This window comes from Nonomuraea salmonea (assembly GCF_042428605.1).
In the GTDB taxonomy this organism is placed as follows: Bacteria; Actinomycetota; Actinomycetes; order Streptosporangiales; family Streptosporangiaceae; genus Nonomuraea; species Nonomuraea salmonea.
Window position 1 is genome coordinate 126265 of the sequence record NZ_JBHMCF010000013.1, and the last position, 16897, is coordinate 143161.

A 16897-nucleotide genomic window follows, 5' to 3' on the forward strand; every position below is an offset into this window, starting at 1 on the left:
CGCGGCGGGCGATGCCGCGGGCGGAGGCTCGACGGCATGGACACCCTCGACCTCGCCCGCCTGCAGTTCGCGCTCACCGCGGGCGCGCACTTCCTGTTCGTCGCGCTGACGCTCGGCCTCGCGACCCTGCTCGCGGTCGTGCAGACCACGGCGACGATCTCGGGCAAGGACGTCCACCTGCGGATGACCCGGTTCTGGGGCCAGCTCTACATCATCAACTACGCGATGGGCATCGTCACCGGGCTGGTGATGGAGTTCCAGCTCGGGCTGTCGTGGAGCGGGCTGACGAACTACGCGGGTGACGTGTTCGGCTCGGCGCTGGCGATCGAGACGCTGGTGGCGTTCTTCGTCGAGTCCACGTTCCTGGGCCTGTGGATCTTCGGCTGGAACAAGCTGAACCGGTGGGCGCACCTGGCGCTCATCTGGGTGGTGACGCTCACCGCGTACGCGTCGGCGTTCTGGATCCTGGTCGCCAACGGTTTCCTGCAGAATCCGGTGGGCCACGTGGTGGAGGGCGGACGGCTGCGGCTGACCGACTTCGGCGCGATGGTGGCCAACCCGGCGGCGCAGGCGGCGTTCTGGCACGTGCTGGTGGGCGGGCTGATCGTCGGCGGGTTCTTCATGGCGGGGGTGAGCGCCTACCACCTGCGCCGCCGCACCCCCGAGTGGGAGCTGTTCCGCAAGTCGCTGCGCATCGGGATCGGCGTCGCGCTGCCCGCGACCTTCCTCAACGCCGTCATCGGCGGCATCTCGTTCCAGACGCTGCAGCCCGCGAAGTCCGCCGCCTGGTCGGGCGACGCGGACCGGCTGGCCGCACTCCAGGCGGAGCTGGTCGCCAGGCTCGGGCCCGGCGACTACTTGCCGGACGTCGGCTGGGTCCGGGCGGGCGGCCTGGTGATGATCATGCTGTGGCTGCTCATGATGGCGGTGGCGGGCCCGAGCTTCCTGCTCATGCTCATCCAGCCCGCCGTCTACCGGTTCCGGTTGTGGCACTGGGTGCTGACGCTGATGATCCCGGTGCCGTTCGTGGCCATGCTGGGCGGCTGGGTCTTCCGCGAGATGGGCCGCCAGCCGTGGGTCGTGTACGGGCTGCTGAGCACGTCGGAGGCCATGTCGCCGGTCACAAGGGCACAGGCGATGTTCTCCGTGCTCGCCTTCGCCACGGTCTTCGCGGTGCTGATCGCGGTCAACACCTGGCTGCTGGCCAGGCACGCCCGTCGCGGCCCCGGCGCGGTGGCGCTGGGCGACCGGCCGGTCGAGACGCCCGTCCCCGTCCCCTCGTTCTAGGAGCCCCCCGCACATGGAGATCTTCGTACTGGCCTTCTTCGCGCTCGGTTACCTCGTGCTGGCCGGTGCCGACATCGGGGTCGGGATGGCGCTGCCGTACCTGGGCAGGACGCCGGGCGAGCGGCGCGAGGTGATCGCCGCGATCGCGCCGTTCTTCCTCGGCAACGAGGTGTGGCTGGTGGCCACGGCCGGGGTGCTGGCCGGGCTGTTCCCCCGGCTGGAGGGCGAGCTGCTGCACGGCAACTATGGGATGGTGGTGACGCTGCTGCTCGCGTGGGTGGTGCGCGACATGGGGCTGTGGCTGCGCGGGCGGGTGCCCGGGGCGCGCTGGCAGGCGTTCTGGGACGGCGCCATCGTGGCGGGGAGCTGGGGGCTGGCGGTCAGCCTCGGCGTGATCCTGTCCGGGGTGCTGCTCGGCATCGAGGGGCCGGTCGCGCTGCTGCCCGCGCTGGTGGTCGCCGCGCTGTTCTGCGCGCACGGGCTGGCGTTCGCGGCGCTGCGGCTGCGCGGCGAGCTGCGCGGGCGAGCGGCCGTGACCTCGGGCGGGGCCGGCGAGGCACGTACGTACGCGCTCACGTCCGCGGCGCTGCTGGTCGTGGGGATGCTGGCCGGGTTCCGGCTGCCGCTGGAGCCCGGCACGTCGGGGCCGCTGCTGGTGCCGATCGTCCTCACCCTGCTCCCGTTCCTGGTGGCGGCGCAGGCATGGGTGTGGTGGACGTTCCGGCACCGGGTCAGCGGGCCCTCCTACCTCTAGAACAGCGGCTGGCCGTCCCTGGTCAGCTTCCAGTTGGAGGCGGCGAAGTCGGCCGGGTCGATGGTGCCCTGCGCGGTGGCGTACTCGATGAGCGCCTGCCTGATCTCCACCTGCGCGTTGTAGACCACCTCGGCGCCGGTGACGTGCGGGAAGCCGCCGCCGCCCGACTGGCGGTAGTTGTTGATCGCGACCACGAACTCCTTGTCGTCCGGCACCGGCGCGCCGTCGTAGGTCAGGTTCGCGACGCGCCGGCCGACCGGCTTGGCGACGTCGATGTCGTACGAGACGCCGGAGAGCTGGTCGTAGTTGTAGTCGGGGGTGTTGCCGGCGTTGGTGAGCTTGGAGACGTCCACCGGGTCGCCAGGCGCGAGCTGGTTGAAGTACTTGGCGCTGTACTCCAGGTACTCCTTGATCTGCGCGCCGGTCAGTTTCACGGCCATCAGCGTGTTGTCGTAGACGTACAGACCGGCGACGTCCCTGACCCGCACGTCACCGGCGGGGAAGACGGCGCTGCGGCTGAACGGCGCGGCGATCGACAGCACCGGCAGCGTGCTGTCGGGCAGCGCCTGCTTCACGGTCTCGACCTGCACGTGCTGGATGTAGTCGAGGATCGGCGTGTCCTTGTACGGCGACTCGGCCGCCGACAGCTCCTGCGCCGACTGCGCGACGACCTTGTTGACGTAGCCGATCGTGGTCTCGTGCTGCGGCTTCAGCAGATTGACGATCTTCGGGTCCTCGGCGACGGTGTTCGTGTTGAGCGTGGTGGCCGACTTGCCGGTGACCACCCACTTGCCGCGCTGCTTGGCGAGCTCGAAGTCCAGCACCGACAGGCGCTGGCCCCACTTGCTCGGCTCGCTGAGCAGCACCTGCTGCCCGGTGACCTTGTTCGTCACGAACTTCTCCGGCACCTCGTTGTGCGCGTGCCCGAACAGCACCGCGTCCACGCCCGGCACCTGCTCGGCCACCATCGCGGAGGCGTTCTCGACCGGCAGCGCGTCGCCGTAGGAGGACATGCCGTCGTCGCCCGCGTGCGCGGTCACGACGACCACGTCCGCGCCCTGGCCGCGGATGATCGGCACCCACTTCTTGGCCGAGTCGACCAGGTCGGTGAAGCGGAGCTTGCCCTCGACGTTCGCCTTGTCCCAGATGGCCACGCCGGGGTTGGTGAGGCCGAGCACGCCCACCTTGATCGGCTTGTCGCCCTTGACCTTCATCGTCTTGATGACGAACGGCTTGTACGCCGGCAGCCCGGTCTTGGCGTGCACCGCGTTCGCGCCCAGCACGGGCGCCTTCATCTGCTTGATCCAGGTGGCCAGCAGCGGCAGGCCGTAGTTGAACTCGTGGTTGCCCAGGGTCACGGCGTCGTAGCCGATGGCGTTCATGGCCTTGGCCATCGGGTGGATCACGCCGGTCGTGGTGATCGGCTCGACCTTGGCGTAGTAGTAGGCCAGCGGCGTGCCCTGGATGGTGTCACCCGAGTCGAACAGCAGCGTACGATCCGCTCCCCGCTCAGCTCTGACCTTGTTGACCAGGGAGGACACCTTCGCGAGACCGATGGAGTTGCCCTGGCTGTCGGTGTAGGCGGCGTCCTTGAAGTAGTCCCAGTTGAGCGTGTTCCCGTGGGTGTCGGACGTGCCCATGACCGTGACCGTGACCGTCTTGGCCGGTTTCGCGGCCTGCGCGGGGGGTGCCACCAGGACCAGCGCGCTGAGCGCGGCGGTTCCGGCGATGGCGAGTCGTGAGGTCTGCATGGTTGGCGAGGGTAACTGGGATGAATCACCCGTTGGTCTCATTGGTGACGAAATTCCTGATCAGCCGGGTGACCTCCTCCGGGCGCTCGTGCAGGACCACGTGACCGCTGTCGAGTTCGGCGTACGCACTGCCCGGGATGGCCGCGTGCAGCGCGCGGGAGTGCTCGACCGGGATCAGGTAGTCCTTGGCCGCCCCGACGACCAGGGTCGGCGCGGTGATCTTCGGCAGCGCGTCCCTGACGTCCACCCGCAGGGCCAGGTCGATCTGGCGCAGGGCGCCGCGCGGCGGGTCCCCCGCCATCAGGGTCTTCACGCCGACCTCGCTGACGAACCCGGGGCTGAAGGCCATGAGCGGCCCGTACGCGGCATAGCTCTCCGGGTCGGTGTCCGCCAGCCTGGCCCACGTACGCAGGCCCAGCTCAAGGCGGGAGTCGGCGAGGTGGGTCCAGCCCGCGATCAGCACCAGTCGCCTGACCAGCTCCGGCCGCTGGGCCGCGATGGTGACCGCGACCGCCGAGCCCAGCGAGAACCCGACCAGGTCCGACGGCCCCTCGAAGGTGGCGGCGACCTGGCCGGCGAGCAGGTCGAGGGTGAGGTCGCCGCCGTGGTCGAAGGTCCGGCCGCTGCCGGCGTAGTCGGGGGCGATGACGGTGCGGATGTCGGACAGGCCGGGCATGAGGTGGGCGTAGTTGCTCTCCGCGTCGCCGGACGCGCCGTGCACCAGCACCAGGCCGGGCCCGCTGCCCTCCTTGCGGTAGTGGACGTCTCCCAGGGCGTGAGCGGCTACAGGCATGCGAACGTCTCCTTGCTTTAGTGATCGCTACAGAAAAATAGCATAGCGACCGCTATAGAATTGCCGCATGGCCAGACGGCGAGCATTCGACAGGGACGAGGCGCTGGAGAGCGCGCTGCGCACGTTCTGGCAGCACGGCTACGAGGCCACCTCCGTCGCCACGCTGACGACCGCGATGGGCATCAACCCGCCCAGCCTGTACGCCGCCTTCGGCGACAAACGCCGCCTGTTCGAGGAGGCCGTCCAGCGCTACCAGGAGACCTACGGCGCCTTCGCCGCCCGCGCCCTGACCGAGGAGCCCACCGCCCGCGAGGCCGTCCAGCGCGTGCTGCGCGACGCGGCCGGCGAATACTCCCGCCCCGAACACCCGCACGGCTGCATGATCATCAGTGCCGCCGTCAACTGCGAGTCGGCCGAGGTGGTCGAGCTGCTGCGCGGGTTCAGGGAGGCGACCAAGGCGGCGATCAAGCAGCGCATCGACGACGACGTCAGCGCGGGCCGCCTGCCGCCCGGCACCGACGCGGACGGGCTCGCCACCTTCTACGCCGCGATCATCCAGGGCATGTCCACCCAGGCCCGCGACGGCGCCTCCCTCCGCGAGCTGCTCGCGGTCGCCGACCGCGCCATGGCCGCCTGGCCGGCCGTCACCGCGACTTGACCGAGGCGTCCTCGGGCGAGACCTCGGGTTCCGAGGCGCGCAGCCAGCGGCAACCGTACGGGTCGAGCGTCAGGCGTACGACGCCGTCGTCCGGCACCTCCAGCGTGCCGTCCACCAGCAGGTCCGTCAGCCGGCAGCGCTCCAGGCCCTCCAGGTGCAGCTCCACGTCCTGCGCCGCGTCCGACAGGTTGTGCAGGACCACCACCGTGGCGCCGTCGGCGTCGCAGCGGTGCGCCAGCACGGCGTCGGGGCCGCCGTCCAGCACCGTGTACGCGCCCCACGCCAGCTCGGGGCACTCCCGGTAGCGCTCGATGAGGAGCTGGAACCAGCGCAGTAACGAGCCGGGGTCCCGCTTCTGCGCCGCCACGTTGACGTGCGCGGGGCCGAACTCGCCCTCGGCCATCGGGCGCACCGGCTCGGCCCTGCTGAAGCCGCCGCCCTGCGACCACTGCATGGGCAGGCGGACCGCCATGCGGCCCTCCTCCGCGAGGTTCTCCCCCATGCCGATCTCCTCACCGTAGAAGATCACCGGCGTGCTGGGCAGCGAGAACAGCAGGCTGTACGCCATCTTCACGCGCCGCTCGTCCCCGCCGAACATCGGCGGCAGCCTCCTGCGCAGGCCGCGTCCGAAGATCTGCATGTCCTCGTCAGGCCCGAACGCCGCGAAGACCTCCTGCCGCTCGCCGTCGGTGAGCTTGTCGAGCGTCAGCTCGTCGTGGTTGCGCAGGAACATCGCCCACTGGCAGTCCTTCGGCGGCTCCGGCCGCTCGCGCAGCGCCGCCGCCAGCGGCCGCGCGTCGCCGCGCGCCATCGACAGCCACGCCTTCTGCATGCCGACGAAGTCGAAGCACATGGTGAGCTGGTCGCCCAGGCCGTCGCCGAAGTACGCCATCAGCTCCTTGTAGGCCAGGTTCACCTCGCCGAGCAGAACCGACCCGCCCATGCGCCGCGTCATGAACCCCCGCAGGTCCGCCAGGAACTCGTGCGGGTCCGCCAGCTCGGGATCGACGTTGTCGATGAGGAACGGCACCGCGTCCACCCTGAACCCCGACAGCCCCAGCTCCATCCAGAAGCCGAGTATGCGGGTGATCTCGTCCCTGACCTGCGGGTTGCTCACGTTGAGGTCGGGCTGGTGCCGGTAGAAGCTGTGCAGGTAGTACTGGCCGGTGCGCTCGTCGTACTCCCAGACGCTGTCCTCCTTGTCGGGGAAGACGACCTGGTCCGGCTCCGGCTCGGGGGTGTCCTTCCAGACGTACCAGTCGCGCAGCGGCGACTCCCGGCTCGACCGCGACTCCACGAACCACGGATGCTGGTCGGAGGTGTGGTTGACGACCAGGTCCGCGATCACGCGCAGGCCCCGGTCGTGCGCCGTGCGCATGAACTCCACGAAGTCGCCCAGCGTGCCGAGCCGGGGATCGACCGTGTAGAAGTCGGTGATGTCGTAACCGTCGTCCTTGTTGGGGGTCGGGAAGAACGGCATGAGCCACAGGCACGTCACGCCCAGGCCCGCGAGGTAGTCGATGTGCTGTGTCAGGCCGCGGAAGTCGCCCACGCCGTCGTCGTTGCCGTCCTTGAACGTCTCCACGTCCAGGCAGTAGACGACGGCGTTCTTCCACCACACGTCGGAGGTGTACGTCAGTCGCATCCGGCTCCGCTACCCAGCGCGTCCGCCGTCACGCGAGCGTGCGTACGGCGTCCTCCACGAGCTGCCAGAACGCCGGAACGTCCACGCCGGTGGCCACGTTCGCGTTGGGCGGGCGGTTGAGCTTGCCCAGCAGGTCGACGCAGGTCGCGCCCGAGGTCTCCGTGCCGTGCAGCTCGACGTCCACGCGGGTGCGGACCGTCGTCACCAGCCCCGGCCTGGCCACCAGGGCCACCGCCACCGGGTCGTGCAGCGGGCCGTCCGGCATGCCCTGGTCGGTCTCGTACGTGGAGTTGAAGAAGTTGAGCAGCTCCACCCCGAACGCCGCCGTCCTGTTGCCCACCGCCTCGATCCGCGCGATCACCTCCTGGGTGGCGAGGACCTGGTGGGTGACGTTCAGCCCGACCATCGTGAACGGCACTCCCGTGCCCAGCACGATCGCCACCGCCTCGGGGTCGGTCCAGGCGTTGAACTCGGCGTACGGGGTGACGTTCCCCCTGCCCGTCGAGCCGCCCATCCAGACCACCTCCCTGATCATCGGCAGGCGGTCGGGGCAGGTGCGGGCGAACATCGCCACATTCGTCAGCGGCCCGGTCGCCACGATCGTCACCGGCTCGCCGGCGGCGTCGAGCGTGTCCCTGATCAGCTCGATCGCCGAGCGTGCGTCGGCCTCCACCGTGGGCTTCGGCAGCTCCGGCCCGCCCAGCGCGTTGTCCCCGTGGATCCACTCGGCCGGCTTCAGCAGCCGCACCATGGGGCTGTCGGCGCCCGGCGCGACCGGCACCCCCTCGATGCCCGCCAGGCTGATCACCACCCTGGCGTTGTAGGTGGTGTGGTAGAGCCGGCCGTTGCCACCGACGGTGGTGACGGCCCGCAGATCGATCGCGGGGTCCCCGGCCGCCAGCCAGATCGCGAAGGCGTCGTCGTGCCCGGGGTCGCAGTCCAGGATCACGGGTGTCGGCATCGCCCCATGCTAGGCCCGTGGGCCCGGTCCGCCCAGGGGAACGGCGAGGTCAGCGGGCGGGCGTGGCGGCCTGCCTGGCCCTGAGCGCGATCTCCAGCTCGAAGCGGATGTCGGGGTCGGCGAGCTGGTCGCCGTACAGCTCTTCGAGCTGCCGAAGCCGGTAACGCACGGTCTGCGGATGGACGTGCAACGTCGCCGCCACCTCACCGGCGCCCCTGCCATGCCGCAACCAGGCGAGCAGCGTCTCGGCCAGCCGATCCTGCTGCGCCGGCCGCAGATGAGCGAGCGGCGCGAGCCGCGCCTGGGCCAGCGCCCTGACCAGCTCCTCATCCTTGAACAACACCAGCGTCGCCATGTGATCGGCACACCGCAGCAACCCACCGGGCAGCACACCCCGCCGCGACAACTCCAGCGCCTCTGAGGCCCACCGCAGAGACGTCCCCGCCGCCATCGGGGGCACCGCGGGCCCGACCGCAGCCCTGCACCCCCGCAGGACCCGCTCGATCACCTCCCCCTTCCCCTCGGGCTCCGGCACGAGGAGACACGGCACGCCCCGCTCAAGCCCCACCAACACATCAGCCGGCAACCCCCCACAAGCAGCCCACCGCACCAGGACATCCCGCCGTCGAGGGTGACCGTCCTTTTGATGAGGGGGGAAGGGAACGGAGCCGGTCGCATCCGGACCCGCGAAGCGGGCCTGGCTCGCAGTGGCGGCGTTGCCGCTGCTCCGGGCCGCGAAAGGAGCGGTGCTCGTAGCGGTGGGGTGGGTGGGGGCGAGGGCTATGCAGGTGACGGTGGTGGGGAGGGGCCAGGCGGCGGCTTGGGCGGCGGTGCTCAGGGCCTCCGCAGAGGGGGGTGGGTCGGTCAGGAGGAGGTTCAGGAGGTGGGCGCGGTGGCGGGTCAGGGCGTCCGGGCCGTCCGCCTTGGCCGTCTCGTAGCCTTCCGCCGCGGCTTGGGCGAGGTCGTCCAAGTAGGTGAAGACCTTCTCGCCCAGGTCGTGCAGGCATTCCGGGGGGAGCCCGAGGTCGGTGAGGCGGCGCCAGCCCACTCGGGCCCCGAGCCGTAAGGCCGACTGGAGGGGCTCCAGGGTGCGGCCCTCGGCGGCCTCGGCCCGGCCGATCTGCCGGAACGGCTCGGGGTCCCACGGCGCGCCGGGCCGCTCGACGCGATCGACGAAACCTTCGACGGCCTGCTCCACCGCCGTCCTGACGACCTTGGTGCAGAGCTCGTCCGAGGGCCGGGCGTACTCCGGGATGCGGGCCTGGATCTCCGCGGTCAGCTCGTCAGAGATCCGCCCGATGCCCGATCTGAGCGCGCGCACGGCGTCCCGGCGGCTGCCGCTGGTGTCACTCGTGTTGGCCATCGTCCCTCCTGTCGCCATTGTGACCCAGGCAACAGGAGAATGGTAAACAAGTGCTTGTTTGTTATCACCTCTGGAGGAAAGCCCCGAACTCCTCCACGTCGATCAGCCCGTCACCGTCCTTGTCCAGCTTCCGCACCCCTTCCTGGGCGGCCTCCAGCGTCACGGGCTGGCCGAGCACGTCCATCAGCCGGACCAGCTCGTCGGCGGAGATCCGGCCGTCCTTGTCGGCGTCGATGAGGTCGAAGGTCGTCGCGTAGTCGCTCATGTGGGGGGTCGCCCTTCCGCTTGATCCGATCGTCGGGTCAGACCTTAGTGGTGACGTGTCGCAACGCGTCGACGAATGCCATCACTTGTGGCCTGGTATCCCTTTCGCGCCAGGCAATGGCGAGTTCCCCGGGAGGCAGCCCGCTAACAGGCCGGTACGTCACCCCAGGTCGCCGGTAGAGCTCCGCGTTCCCCTCGGCCACCAGCACGACCCCGAGCCCGCTCGACACCGCCTCGAACACCGCCTCGGCCGTACCGGCGGTGACGCCGATCACCGGCGGCCCCGAACGATGCTCGATCGCGAGCCAGAAGTCACGCAGCGGCCCGGCCGCCGGAGGCAGCGCGATGAACGGCTCGTCCCGCAGCTCGTCGAACGGCACCTCCGCGAGCCCGGCCAGCCGGTGATCGGCGGGCATGGCGACCCCGCGCCGCTCGGCGACCAGCACGTACGCCCGCAGCCCCGGCGGCACCGGCAACCACAGGAACGCCACGTCCGACGACCCGTCGGCCAGCCCGCCGCTCGGGTCCTCCCAGCCGACCAGCCGCAGCGACACCTCCCACCCCGGCATCACCGAACGGAACCGCCGCAGCGCCTCCTGCTGCAGCCCTCGCCCGACGGCGGTCTGCAGGCCGATGACGAGCGTGCCGGCGGGCCCCGCGGCCCGCGCCCGCTCGACCCCTGCCGCCCACCGTTCGAGCACGTCGCGGGCCACCGGCAGCAGCTCGGCGCCCTGCCGGGTGAGCACCACCCCGCTCGGCACCCGGTCGAACAGGCGGTGGCCGAGCTGCCGTTCGAGCACCCTGAGCTGCTTGGACAGCGCGGGCTGGGAGACGAAGAGCCGCTCGGCGGCGCGGGTGACGTTCAGCTCCTCGGCGACGGCGACGAAGTACCGCAACTCGCGCAAATGAACGTCCATAACCACCGGTTATAGCAAAGGGTCTTGGACGCGCGGCCCGGCGCGGCCCCAGGATCGTCGGCATGAAGACACGCACTCTTGGAAACGGCCTGCGGGTCCCTGCGATCGGTTACGGCGCGATGGTGCTGTCACCCGGCACGTACGGCGAGGTGGACGACGCCCGCGGCGAGGCCGCGATCAGGGCGGCGCTGGACGCGGGCGGCACCCATGTGGACACCAGCGACGCCTACGGCCCCGACGGCCACAACGAGCGCCTGGTCGGCCGGGCGATCAAGGGCCGCAGGGACGAGGTGACGGTCGCGACCAAGTTCGGCCTGGCGGTGCCCGAGGGCGAGCCGAGCCGGGCCCAGCCCGTCGGCTACGCCTTCGGCGAGCTGCGCGTGAACGCCGAGCCCCGCCTCGTACGCGGCTACGCCGAGCACAGCCTGCGCAACCTGGGCATCGACGTGATCGACCTCTACTACGCCCACTATCCCGACCCCGGCGTGCCCATCGAGGAGACGGTGGGAGCGATGGCGGAGCTGGTGCGCGACGGGCTGGTGCGGCACATCGGCCTGTCCAACCTGACGGCCGCCCAGCTCAGGGCCGCGCACGCGGTGCATCCCGTGGCGGCCGTGCAGACCGAGTGGTCGATGTGGCGGCCGATCGACGCCGAGCTGCTCGCCACGGCTCGCGAGCTGGGCGTCGGGATCGTCGCCTGGAGCCCGCTCGGCAACGGCTTCCTCACCGGCACGGTCACCGCCCTCGGCGAGGACGACTTCCGCCGCAACGCCCCCCGCTTCTCGGCCGAGAACCTCGCCGGCAACAACAACCGCTACGCCCCCGTACGCGACCTCGCCGTGTCGCTCGGCATCACCCCGGCCCAGCTCGCCCTGGCCTGGCTGCTGCACCAGGACGAGCACGTGGTGCCGATCCCGGGCAGCCGCACCCCCGCCCACATCGAGGAGAACCTGGCCGCCGCCGACCTCGTCCTCCACGAGGACACGCTGGCCAGGATCGACGACGCCCTCTCCCGCTTCAAGGTCACCGGCGCCACCCTCCTCTGACCGCCGGCGGCCTCTGAGTCCGGGGGCTCAGAGGCCGTCGGTGGCGAGGCGGCCTCGGACGGCCGTGGCCAGCCAGACCGTGGCGAGGGCGGCGTAGCCGGCGAGCAGGGGCACCGCGGGCTGGGCGAAGACCGCTCCGGTGGCCATGGTCAGGGCGAGGAGGGCGGACCAGACGTACAGGACCGTGCGGCGGCGGGGTGCGCCGGTGTGGGCGGCCTCCTGAACGGGGGTGACCAGCGCCATGGCGGCCACCCCTGCGGTGCCCAGCGCCTCGTGGCCGAATGCGACGCCCGCGGCGAGCAGGGCCGCGCCGACCACCACGAGCGCGAGACAGCCCGCCGCCACGCGGGCCGCCGTGCCCTCGAACAGCAGGCCGGTGGCCTTGCCCCGGGCCAGCCGCAGCGTGGTCCACGCCTCGGCCACCCACGCCACCCAGTGCAGCACCGCGAGCACGATGAAGACGGCGACGAGCGGCGGCACGACGGGCAGCAGGAAGAGCAGCCGCCAGCCGCCGGCGAACCGGCCACGGAGCCGCGACAACCACCGGTAGAGGGGGTTGCCCTGCTTGAGCGCCGCCACCAGCAGGTCCCTGGCGACGCCGTAGCCGGGGTCGAGGCGCAGCACCTCGCGGAAGGCGTCGGCGGCCTGCCGGGCCTCGCCGAACCGCAGCGACACGCGCCCATGGACGAAGTGCGCGGTCGGGCTCTCGGGATCCAGCCGTACGGCGTGCGCGGCGGCGGCCCGCGCCGGCTCCGCCTCGCCCTGGTTGACGTGGGCGAGGGCCAGCAGGCTCACCAGGTCGGTGTCCTCGGGGTCGATGGACAGCCCCTGCCGCGCCGCCCCGGCCATCAGCGGCCACTCGCCCTTGAGCATGTGGACGCGGGCCAGCAGCTCCCACGCGGGCGCGTACTGCGGTTCGAGATCCAGCGTGGTGCGGACGGCCGCCATGGCCCGATCGGCGTCGCGGGCCCGGTAGTACACCTGGGCGCCGGCGTAGTGGGAGAACCAGTGGTCGGGCGCGAGACGTACGGACTCCTCGGCCTCGGCGACCGCCTCGGCGACCCGGCGCTGCTCGACCAGGGCGAGCGCCAGCAGGGCGTGCCCGCTGAGGTGCTCAGGCTCCTGCGCGAGCAGCCCGCGCAGCTCCCGCTCGGCGTCGGCCGGGCGCCGCAGCCGCAGGAGCGTGCGCGCCCGCTCGACCGGGTCGCCGACCTTCACCACTTGCCTTTGACCCAGGGCATCAGCTCGTCCCAGGCGCCGGAGTCGTTGGCGTGCATGACGTAGTTGCGGGCGGTGGCCATCCATTCGCGTACGGCCGTCGGGCGTACGCTCTGGGCCGCCGCGAGCAGGTCGGGCGTGGACAGCGGGATCGGCCGGCCCGCGCTGATCGACTGCTGCAGCTTGGCCTCGACCGCGCGGTCCACCACGCCCTTGAGGTCGGCGCCGACGAAGTGCTCGGTCACCTTGGCCACGGCGTCGAAGTCCATCTCCGCGAGCGGCTTGTCCCTGCACAGGATGCGCAGGATGGCGGCGCGGGCGGCGGCGTCGGGCGGGGGCACGAACACCGGCTGGTCGAGCCGGCCCGGGCGGCGGAAGGCGGCGTCGACGTACCAGGGGGCGTTGGTGGCGGCCAGCACCAGGACGCCCTCGTTGGCGTTCTGGTCCACGCCGTCCAGCTCGGCCAGGAACTGGTTGACGAGCTGCCTGGTGTGCGCCTGGCGCATGTCGGAGCGGCGGGCGGCGAGCGCGTCCACCTCGTCGAAGAACAGCACGCACGGCCGGTTGCGGCGGGCGAGGTCGAAGGTGGCGTGCAGGTTGCGCTCGCTGGAGCCGATGTACATGTCGAGGATGTCGGCGAGGCCCACGTTGACGAACGCCGCGCCCAGCTCGCCCGCCGCCGCCCTGGCGAGGTGGGTCTTGCCGGCGCCGGGCGGGCCGTACAGCAGGACGCCGCCGCCCGCGCGCTTGCCGAACGCGGCGAACAGGTCGGGCTGCTGGATCGGCAGCAGCAGCTTGACCCGCAGCGCCTCCTTGACCGCCTCCATGCCGGCCACGTCGGCGAACGTCAGCCCGGAGCTCTGCACCTCGGCGTTGCTCTGGGGCGCGAGCGGCGAGCCAGGCTGCGGGGTGACCAACGCGGGCCCGTGCGGGACGGGTGGCTGGGGGACGGGGGGCGGCGCGGGCGGCGGGTTGAGCCGGGCGGCGAACTCGGGGTCGGCCAGCGCGGGATCCCGGGAGATCGCCTCGAAGTACCGGTACGCGGCCCGCCCCAGATCGCCCTCACCGGCCAGCGCCCTGGCCGCGAGCACCCCGGCCCTGGGCGGGTAGCCGGGCTCGGCGAGCAGCGGTTCGAGCGCGGCCAGCGCGGAGCCGTACGCGCTCTGCCGGACGAACGCCTCGGCCAGACCGGTGATGATCTCGGGGTTCTTGGGCGAGAGCACGAGCGCCGCCCTGAACTCGGCCTCCGCGTCGGCGAGGTAGCCCCTGGCCAGGAGCTGCCCGGCGAGGTGCTGGCGGAGCGGCAGGTTGTCCGGGGACAGGCGGGCCGCCTCGCGGAGTGCCTGCAGGCCGGCGTCGTCAGGCACGTGCCGTTCCCTTCTGTCGCGAGTGTTCGGTCGAGTAGGCAAGATACCGAACTGCCCGCGAAAGGCCAGGAACGGGCGAGGCCGGGCGCCCCTGGGAAGGGGCGTCCGGCCTCGGAGAGCGTGAGGTCAGGCGGCGTGCAGGTACACCTGGCCGAACACCTCGGACAGGTGCTTCAGGTCGGTGGCCTGGTCGACCTCGGGGTTGGCCGGGTCGTAGAGGGTGGCCAGCCGGGGCTTGACGGAGCCGAGCTTCTTGAGCCGCTCCCAGGTGGCGTTGTCGGCCCACTGCTCGCCGTACGCCCGCTTGATCTGGCCCTTGTCGTCCTGCCAGCGGGTCCACAGGGTGACGGTCTCGGCGGCGTCGTTCTGCAGCGGGGTCGCGACGCGCTCGGAGATGACCTGGTCGATCTGCTCGTCCTTGAGCTGGCCGCCGGCGAGAGTGGCGTCCTCGGCCGCGATCTGGGCGTAGGCGTCCCAGGCGCGGGCGCGGACCTGGATCCACTGGTTGCGCTGGGCCTCGTTCGCGTCGATCTGCCACTCGGCGTACTGGCTGGCGAGGTGGCCGTCGTCGAGGGCGAGCTGGTCGATGTAGCCCTTGCTGAGCCAGGCGCCGATGCGCTCGGGGTCGAGCAGCGGGTACTTCTCGGTCATCGCGGTCTTGCAGGCGTCGTTCGCGCCGCAGCCGAGCAGCGGCACCACCGTGTGCGCGGCCAGCTTCTTGCCGGGCAGCAGCGTGCGCAGCGTGGTCGCGGCCTCGCTGACGAAGGTGTCCAGCTCCTCGGCGGTGCTGAAGGTCTGGTTGTAGCCGAGCTGCGAGGTGAACCGCACGCCCACGACGCCGGGCTGCGCGACGGCCAGCGCGGCGATCTTCTTGGCGGCCTCGGCGAGCTTGCCCGCCTTGTAGTCGTCGGCCAGCTCGGTGTCGATCCAGACGCGCATCGTGGTCTGGACGGCGGCCTGCGCGGCCTGGCCGGCCGGGGTGGCCTTGGCGGCGCTCTTCTCGGCGGCGCTGATGCCCGTCGGGTCGACGTAGCACTGCTCGCCGTTCTGGCACTCGGGGGTGCCACCGTCCTCGGCGCCCGGCACGTCGGGGTCGCCGACGTCGTGCATCTCGCCGTCACCCTCGCCGTCGGTCGGGCACTGGGCGCCCGGCTCCTGGCAGTCGATGGTGATGGGGTTCATGGGGCCGGCGTCGATCATGTTCTGGCCGTCGTCGTTGAGCCAGAACCTCGCGATGTCGGCGGCCTCGTCGGGCTTGGCCAGCCAGGTGCAGACGACGTACGCCGGGGTGTCGGCGGCCATCAGGTCGTTGCAGCTGCGGTCGTCGTCCTCCGACCACGCGGGAACGCCGATGCCGAGGAGCGAAAGGGTGAGTCCGATGATGAAGACCTGCCGTAGCCGCCGTCTCATGGCACCTTACTTCCAGGGGGTGATCGTGGGCATATCGCACACTATCCGGACGATCAACAACGTTCAATGAGATCAGCGGCGTTCTTCCCCCATTTCTCCACGGCCTGTAACCATCGCTGTCGACGCCGTACACCGGCCTTTAATCCCGCGACAGAGCCGGTGAACTGCGGCAGAATGGCGGAGTTTGGCATAAAGCGGGGGGTTGAGTGGCGTGCATTCCTTTCTCGGCGATCTCGGACTGCTCCGTGACCGCCGCTTCTCCCTGTTGCTGACCGCCAGGACCATTTCCATGCTGGGCAGCTCGTTCGCGCCCGTCGCGCTGGCGTTCGGCGTGCTGAACCTGCCCGGCGCCACCGCCACGACCCTGTCGGTGGTGCTCACCGCTCAGTCGCTGCCGATGATCCTGTTCATGCTGATCGGTGGCGTGATCGCGGACCGCCTCCCGCGCCAGCGGGTGATGATGGCCGGCGAGTTCCTGCTCGCGACCGGCTATTTCGGGCTGGCGGTCATGCTGCTCACCGGCTGGACCCCGCTGGGCGCGCTGGCCGCCGCCGCCGCGCTCGCCGGGGTGGCCAGCGCGGTGACGTACCCCGCGCTGACCGGGATCATCCCCGAGGTCGTCCCCGCCGACCGGCTGCAGACCGGCAACGCGCTGCTCGGCCTCGGCGCCAACGCCTCCCGCGTGGCGGGGGCGGTGCTCGGCGGCGCCACGGTCGTGCTGTTCGGCGGCGGCTGGGCGCTGGCGGTGAGCGGCGCGATGTTCGCGGTGGCCGGGCTGCTGATCGCCAACCTGCGGCTCACGCCCGGCGAGCGGGCCCGCCAGGAGGCCCACTCGGTGCTGGCCGACCTGCGCGACGGCTGGCGGGAGTTCCGCTCGCGGCAGTGGATCTGGGTGGTGGTCGCGCAGTTCTCGCTGCTGGTCATGGCCGTGCAGGCCGGGCACGGCGTGCTCGGGCCGCTGATGGCCAAGGAGTCGCTGGGCGGGCCCGCCGCCTGGTCGGCGTTCCTGACCGGCGAGGCCGTGGGGACGATCGTCGGCGTGCTGGTCTCGCTGCGGGTGCGCCCGCGCCGGCCCATCCTCGTCGCGGTGCTGCTCTGCCTGCCGACCGCCCTGCCTTACGTGACGCTCGGGGTCGGCGCGCCGCTCTGGGCGATCGTGGGCGCGGCCTTCGTGCTCGGCGTCTGCTTCGACGTGTTCGGCGTGCTGTGGCAGACGACGATGCAGCGCGAGGTGCCGCCCGAGGCGCTGTCGCGGGTCAGCTCGTACGACGTGCTCGGCTCGCTGATGTTCGGCCCGATCGGGCTGCTGCTCGCCGGGCCCGCGGCGGCGGTGTTCGGCACCCAGCAGGCGCTGCTGGGGTGCGCGGCCCTCGTCCTGCTCTCGACGCTGGCCGCGCTGCTCTCACCGGGCGTGCGCAACCTGCGCGCGCCTCAGCCGGCCGCTCCGGTCGCCCAGGCGTGAC

The 16897-nt window shown here is 71.5% G+C and carries 15 protein-coding genes; 5 read left to right on the forward strand and 10 right to left on the reverse strand.

Annotation, left to right across the window (positions count from 1 at the left end; genetic code table 11):
- The first annotated feature begins 36 nt into the window (after window positions 1-36).
- Both ACFFR3_RS18535 and ACFFR3_RS18540 read left to right on the forward strand, forming a co-directional pair.
- Complete coding sequence (locus ACFFR3_RS18535; protein ID WP_379483516.1) at window positions 37-1287, forward strand: cytochrome ubiquinol oxidase subunit I; 1251 nt, start codon at window positions 37-39, stop codon at window positions 1285-1287.
- 13 nt (window positions 1288-1300) lie between these two features.
- Window positions 1301-2041 (forward strand): cytochrome d ubiquinol oxidase subunit II, encoded by a 741-nt coding sequence (locus ACFFR3_RS18540; protein ID WP_345391034.1) that lies wholly within the window; start codon window positions 1301-1303, stop codon window positions 2039-2041.
- On the opposite strand, the gene ACFFR3_RS18545 is transcribed toward ACFFR3_RS18540, so the two are convergent.
- Window positions 2038-3792, reverse strand: coding sequence for a bifunctional metallophosphatase/5'-nucleotidase (locus ACFFR3_RS18545; RefSeq protein ID WP_345391037.1), 1755 nt, complete (start codon window positions 3790-3792; stop codon window positions 2038-2040). The genes ACFFR3_RS18540 and ACFFR3_RS18545 overlap by 4 nt on opposite strands.
- Window positions 3793-3817: 25 nt before the next feature.
- The gene (locus ACFFR3_RS18550) at window positions 3818-4585 is read right to left on the reverse strand and encodes an alpha/beta fold hydrolase (protein WP_364377382.1); all 768 of its coding nucleotides are present in this window, start codon (window positions 4583-4585) and stop codon (window positions 3818-3820) included.
- A 67-nt stretch (window positions 4586-4652) separates the two neighbouring features.
- Here ACFFR3_RS18550 and ACFFR3_RS18555 point away from each other — a divergent pair, with 67 nt between their 5' ends.
- Window positions 4653-5243, forward strand: a complete 591-nt coding sequence (locus ACFFR3_RS18555) for a TetR/AcrR family transcriptional regulator (protein ID WP_345391040.1) — start codon at window positions 4653-4655, stop codon at window positions 5241-5243.
- Here ACFFR3_RS18555 and ACFFR3_RS18560 read toward each other — a convergent pair.
- The 5 genes from ACFFR3_RS18560 to ACFFR3_RS18580 all read right to left on the reverse strand — a co-directional run bounded on the left by ACFFR3_RS18560 (window position 5230) and on the right by ACFFR3_RS18580 (window position 10393).
- Window positions 5230-6888, reverse strand: a complete 1659-nt coding sequence (locus ACFFR3_RS18560; protein WP_364377384.1) for an alpha-amylase family protein — start codon at window positions 6886-6888, stop codon at window positions 5230-5232. The genes ACFFR3_RS18555 and ACFFR3_RS18560 overlap by 14 nt on opposite strands.
- Window positions 6889-6916: 28 nt before the next feature.
- On the reverse strand, window positions 6917-7849 hold the full coding sequence (locus ACFFR3_RS18565; RefSeq protein ID WP_345391049.1) for a nucleoside hydrolase: 933 nt from the start codon (window positions 7847-7849) through the stop codon (window positions 6917-6919).
- 49 nt (window positions 7850-7898) lie between these two features.
- Complete coding sequence (locus ACFFR3_RS18570) at window positions 7899-9212, reverse strand: PucR-like N-terminal domain-containing protein (protein ID WP_379483517.1); 1314 nt, start codon at window positions 9210-9212, stop codon at window positions 7899-7901.
- Between the two features lie 64 nt (window positions 9213-9276).
- Window positions 9277-9477 carry an EF-hand domain-containing protein gene (locus tag ACFFR3_RS18575; RefSeq protein ID WP_345391058.1) on the reverse strand — a complete coding sequence of 67 codons (201 nt, stop codon included), beginning with the start codon at window positions 9475-9477 and terminating at the stop codon, window positions 9277-9279.
- A 37-nt stretch (window positions 9478-9514) separates the two neighbouring features.
- On the reverse strand, window positions 9515-10393 hold the full coding sequence (locus ACFFR3_RS18580; protein WP_379483518.1) for a LysR family transcriptional regulator: 879 nt from the start codon (window positions 10391-10393) through the stop codon (window positions 9515-9517).
- Window positions 10394-10455: 62 nt separating this feature from the next.
- Here ACFFR3_RS18580 and ACFFR3_RS18585 point away from each other — a divergent pair, with 62 nt between their 5' ends.
- The gene (locus ACFFR3_RS18585; protein ID WP_345391064.1) at window positions 10456-11439 is read left to right on the forward strand and encodes an aldo/keto reductase; all 984 of its coding nucleotides are present in this window, start codon (window positions 10456-10458) and stop codon (window positions 11437-11439) included.
- Window positions 11440-11466: 27 nt separating this feature from the next.
- Here the strand turns inward: ACFFR3_RS18585 and ACFFR3_RS18590 are convergent, their stop codons facing one another.
- From ACFFR3_RS18590 to ACFFR3_RS18600, 3 genes are all read right to left on the reverse strand, one after another.
- Window positions 11467-12657, reverse strand: coding sequence for a tetratricopeptide repeat protein (locus ACFFR3_RS18590; protein ID WP_379483519.1), 1191 nt, complete (start codon window positions 12655-12657; stop codon window positions 11467-11469).
- Window positions 12654-14024, reverse strand: coding sequence for an AAA family ATPase (locus ACFFR3_RS18595; RefSeq protein ID WP_379483520.1), 1371 nt, complete (start codon window positions 14022-14024; stop codon window positions 12654-12656). The genes ACFFR3_RS18590 and ACFFR3_RS18595 overlap by 4 nt, the downstream gene beginning before the upstream one ends.
- Window positions 14025-14150: 126 nt before the next feature.
- Window positions 14151-15434 (reverse strand): hypothetical protein, encoded by a 1284-nt coding sequence (locus ACFFR3_RS18600; protein ID WP_364377394.1) that lies wholly within the window; start codon window positions 15432-15434, stop codon window positions 14151-14153.
- A gap of 211 nt (window positions 15435-15645) precedes the next feature.
- Between ACFFR3_RS18600 and ACFFR3_RS18605 the strand changes: the two genes are divergently transcribed.
- Window positions 15646-16896, forward strand: coding sequence for an MFS transporter (locus tag ACFFR3_RS18605; RefSeq protein ID WP_345391079.1), 1251 nt, complete (start codon window positions 15646-15648; stop codon window positions 16894-16896).
- Window position 16897 lies beyond the last annotated feature (1 nt).

What these genes read in the sequence shown, in the direction of transcription:
- ACFFR3_RS18535 (WP_379483516.1), top strand. Translation starts at nt 37, where the DNA reads ATGGACACCCTCGACCTCGCCCGCCTGCAGTTCGCGCTCACCGCGGGC.
- ACFFR3_RS18540 (WP_345391034.1), top strand. Translation starts at nt 1,301, where the DNA reads ATGGAGATCTTCGTACTGGCCTTCTTCGCGCTCGGTTACCTCGTGCTG.
- ACFFR3_RS18545 (WP_345391037.1), bottom strand. Translation starts at nt 3,792, where the DNA reads ATGCAGACCTCACGACTCGCCATCGCCGGAACCGCCGCGCTCAGCGCG.
- ACFFR3_RS18550 (WP_364377382.1), bottom strand. Translation starts at nt 4,585, where the DNA reads ATGCCTGTAGCCGCTCACGCCCTGGGAGACGTCCACTACCGCAAGGAG.
- ACFFR3_RS18555 (WP_345391040.1), top strand. Translation starts at nt 4,653, where the DNA reads ATGGCCAGACGGCGAGCATTCGACAGGGACGAGGCGCTGGAGAGCGCG.
- ACFFR3_RS18560 (WP_364377384.1), bottom strand. Translation starts at nt 6,888, where the DNA reads ATGCGACTGACGTACACCTCCGACGTGTGGTGGAAGAACGCCGTCGTC.
- ACFFR3_RS18565 (WP_345391049.1), bottom strand. Translation starts at nt 7,849, where the DNA reads ATGCCGACACCCGTGATCCTGGACTGCGACCCCGGGCACGACGACGCC.
- ACFFR3_RS18570 (WP_379483517.1), bottom strand. Translation starts at nt 9,212, where the DNA reads ATGGCCAACACGAGTGACACCAGCGGCAGCCGCCGGGACGCCGTGCGC.
- ACFFR3_RS18575 (WP_345391058.1), bottom strand. Translation starts at nt 9,477, where the DNA reads ATGAGCGACTACGCGACGACCTTCGACCTCATCGACGCCGACAAGGAC.
- ACFFR3_RS18580 (WP_379483518.1), bottom strand. Translation starts at nt 10,393, where the DNA reads ATGGACGTTCATTTGCGCGAGTTGCGGTACTTCGTCGCCGTCGCCGAG.
- ACFFR3_RS18585 (WP_345391064.1), top strand. Translation starts at nt 10,456, where the DNA reads ATGAAGACACGCACTCTTGGAAACGGCCTGCGGGTCCCTGCGATCGGT.
- ACFFR3_RS18600 (WP_364377394.1), bottom strand. Translation starts at nt 15,434, where the DNA reads ATGAGACGGCGGCTACGGCAGGTCTTCATCATCGGACTCACCCTTTCG.